This window comes from Microcystis sp. M169S2 (assembly GCF_020245865.1).
GTDB lineage: Bacteria > Cyanobacteriota > Cyanobacteriia > Cyanobacteriales > Microcystaceae > Microcystis > Microcystis ichthyoblabe_A.
Genome location: NZ_JADBUB010000262.1, coordinates 1 through 2,589, shown reverse-complemented (window position 1 = coordinate 2,589; position 2,589 = coordinate 1). Strand labels below are relative to the sequence as shown.

Here is a 2,589-nt window from a genome sequence, read left to right as displayed (position 1 = left end):
GAGGTTATTCTCCTCGTAGGTCTCGATGATCTTTTGTCGCAAGTCTAAAGAATAGGGCTTCATCGGGTCGTGGCTCCTGCCTAGGTCTATAATTTATTGTCCTCTTCTATTGTACCTCATGCAAGTGCATACCGCTATATACCAACGTTGCAGAACACTTAGCAGAATATGCAACTCTAAAAGCAATGGGATATCACAATCGTTATCTTCTCTTGCTTGTCTTTCAGCAAGCTCTGATTATCGCAGTATTGGGTTATATTCCTGGCTTTTTATTAGGGATGATTCAGTATTATTTTACCCAAAAATACACCTTACTTCCCATTGAAATGACCCCTACTAGAGCAATATTCGTCTTTGGCTTAACCTTGCTCATGTCCTTGATTGCTGGAGCCACGGCTATTAATAAGCTTCAATATGCCGATCCTGCCGATATTTTTTAGAGTATGTTTGAAAAGGTTTACGGGTAGTGTGGTCATCTAGGCCAGCCGCCTCAACAGGAGTCCGCTCATGCTGGGATAAATGAAAGCGGCGGAAGTTTCGAGTTAAGCTCATTTAAACCACTAATTGGCTATAACCAGTCTAGGAGAGTCATTTTTTATCGGTTATTTTTATCTCACATTCCCCAGGTTATCCTTTAGATCGGGATGTGATAGTTCTCTAAAGCTAATTGCAGTTGAGCAGGAATTGGAGTAGGTCTGGTTTCACTATCCTCTCGTCGCATACAGGCCGTTTGTTGTTCTCCTTTTGCCACTAATTCTTCACCTTCATCAGTCACTCGCCAATATTCAAATAACATGGTAATTCGGTTTTGTTTAATCTCTCCTAAACGCATCCGAATAATAACATGATCAAAGGCAAATAATTCGGACAGATACTCACAGGATACTCGAACCGTTACTAAAGCCAATCCTTGGGATAATTCTGTGATAATATCTGGGGCATTATCTTTGAGAAACATTTCCCGACAACGACCTTGCCATTGCACATAATTGGCATAATAAACATTACCAACTAAATTGGTTTCTTGAAAACTGACAATGTGATGATATTCGTAGGCTTTTATCATGATTATTTAGCAATTTTTTCGAGATTAACAACGGTTGTAAAAGAACGCTATTGACAATTGACCAATTTTGTCGGCTGCTTGTCCTCTACACATTTGCAATCATACCAGTCAATCAGAATAGTTATGATCTCAACTGCGATGACAAATTCGGCGTTGCTGAATCAAGGTATGAATGCCAACTGTGCATCAGATGAAAAAGTTAGTTTGGCTCTAGGTTTTAAAAATACCAGAAAAGAAGATTCATATCTCAAATCAGCAACGCCACAAATTCTACTCAAATATGTCTAAACTGCGCTCTGGGTAGGCAAACCATATAAAGTTCATTTTGTCAAGGATTGTTAAGATGCGCTTACCCTGAGTTATAGTAGGAATTTTAAGATGATCATAGGTTATCCTGATAATGATAAACTAAACACAAGTTTTTTATTTTCTGATTATAACTCATGAATCAACCGTTAACTCGTTTTTCTCAAGAATGGTGGTCTGCCTATCAAACGACATGGAACGAACAAGAAAACTTAGATAAAAAGTTCGCTAAATTGGGAAAAGTAATTCTTTGGTTTAGTGATCATCAGGGGGTTTCTGTTTGTTCAGAATGGGATGATCAGGGTCAGATTGTTAGTTTAGAACTGATTGAGGACATGGATGAATCTTTACCGATTTTTTCAGCGACTAGAGAAAATTGGGAACGATTCGTTAATCAAGAAATTGGTGCAGTTAAAGCGGTAATGACAGGATTAATTGATTATCAAGGATCAATGACGATTATTGTTAAATATGGTCGTCACTTTGATTGTTTAGCAGAAGTAGCTCAAAAAGTCAATTAATTATTTTATTTTGACTTTGTATTCCAGTCTGTATTATTTGCCAAAATCCTAGTCATTAATTAATGAAGAAAAGGTAAATCTTGCTTAACAGTATCCCAAACCACATCTAATTTAACAGAAAAATATTGATGAGTTACTTTATCTCTCATTTTAGCGATATCTTTCCAAGTAACTTGAGGATGTTGTTGTCTAATATTCTCAGGAATTTTCTTAACAGCTTCACCGATAATTAAAATGGCTCTGGTAACGGCAAAAATCGTCTTTTTATCTTAACAAAAATTATCAAAATCCATTCCCTCTGTGAATGCAATCGCTAAACCAATTGCTTCTTACATATCTCTTAAATAATCTTCACTATATCGCTCAATCATAAATAAATAACCTCTGAGAGAATTTGCTCGCCAATTTTCGGTTTAAGACTATCTTTCATGACTAAATCAACTTGAACGCCTAACAAAGCACTAAAATAGTTTTCTAGGCGACAAAAGGTCAATAAACCAAAGTGATGGCCTGATTCAAATTCAACTAATATATCAAGATTGCTGTCTGGTGTTGCGCCAATTCAAAAATGAAACGCATCAACCTCAAGAGTTGACAAAGAAAGGCTCATCAGGTACTGTCTGATCATTAACAAACACAAATCAGACCCAAAAACGAAGCCCCCAACATCTTAACATAGAACAAAGAAACTTGCTC

At 36.8% G+C, this 2,589-nt stretch carries 4 protein-coding genes and 1 pseudogene; 2 read left to right on the top strand and 3 right to left on the bottom strand.

The annotated features are described in order from the left end of the window. Nucleotides 1-134: 134 nt before the first annotated feature. A pseudogene (locus tag IM485_RS22510) lies at nucleotides 135-440 on the top strand (FtsX-like permease family protein); the annotation flags it as partial. A gap of 194 nt (nucleotides 441-634) precedes the next feature. Here IM485_RS22510 and IM485_RS22505 read toward each other — a convergent pair. Next, nucleotides 635-1,066, bottom strand: a complete 432-nt coding sequence (locus IM485_RS22505) for an acyl-CoA thioesterase (protein ID WP_192575956.1) — start codon at nucleotides 1,064-1,066, stop codon at nucleotides 635-637. Nucleotides 1,067-1,509: 443 nt separating this feature from the next. On the opposite strand from IM485_RS22505, the gene IM485_RS22500 reads away from it, so the two are divergent. Beyond that, nucleotides 1,510-1,893, top strand: a complete 384-nt coding sequence (locus IM485_RS22500) for a hypothetical protein (protein ID WP_104395229.1) — start codon at nucleotides 1,510-1,512, stop codon at nucleotides 1,891-1,893. A 59-nt stretch (nucleotides 1,894-1,952) separates the two neighbouring features. On the opposite strand, the gene IM485_RS22495 is transcribed toward IM485_RS22500, so the two are convergent. Beyond that, complete coding sequence (locus IM485_RS22495) at nucleotides 1,953-2,150, bottom strand: HepT-like ribonuclease domain-containing protein (RefSeq protein ID WP_272948701.1); 198 nt, start codon at nucleotides 2,148-2,150, stop codon at nucleotides 1,953-1,955. A 110-nt stretch (nucleotides 2,151-2,260) separates the two neighbouring features. Further along, nucleotides 2,261-2,455 (bottom strand): nucleotidyltransferase family protein, encoded by a 195-nt coding sequence (locus IM485_RS22870; RefSeq protein WP_353846034.1) that lies wholly within the window; start codon nucleotides 2,453-2,455, stop codon nucleotides 2,261-2,263. Between the last annotated feature and the right edge of the window lie 134 nt (nucleotides 2,456-2,589).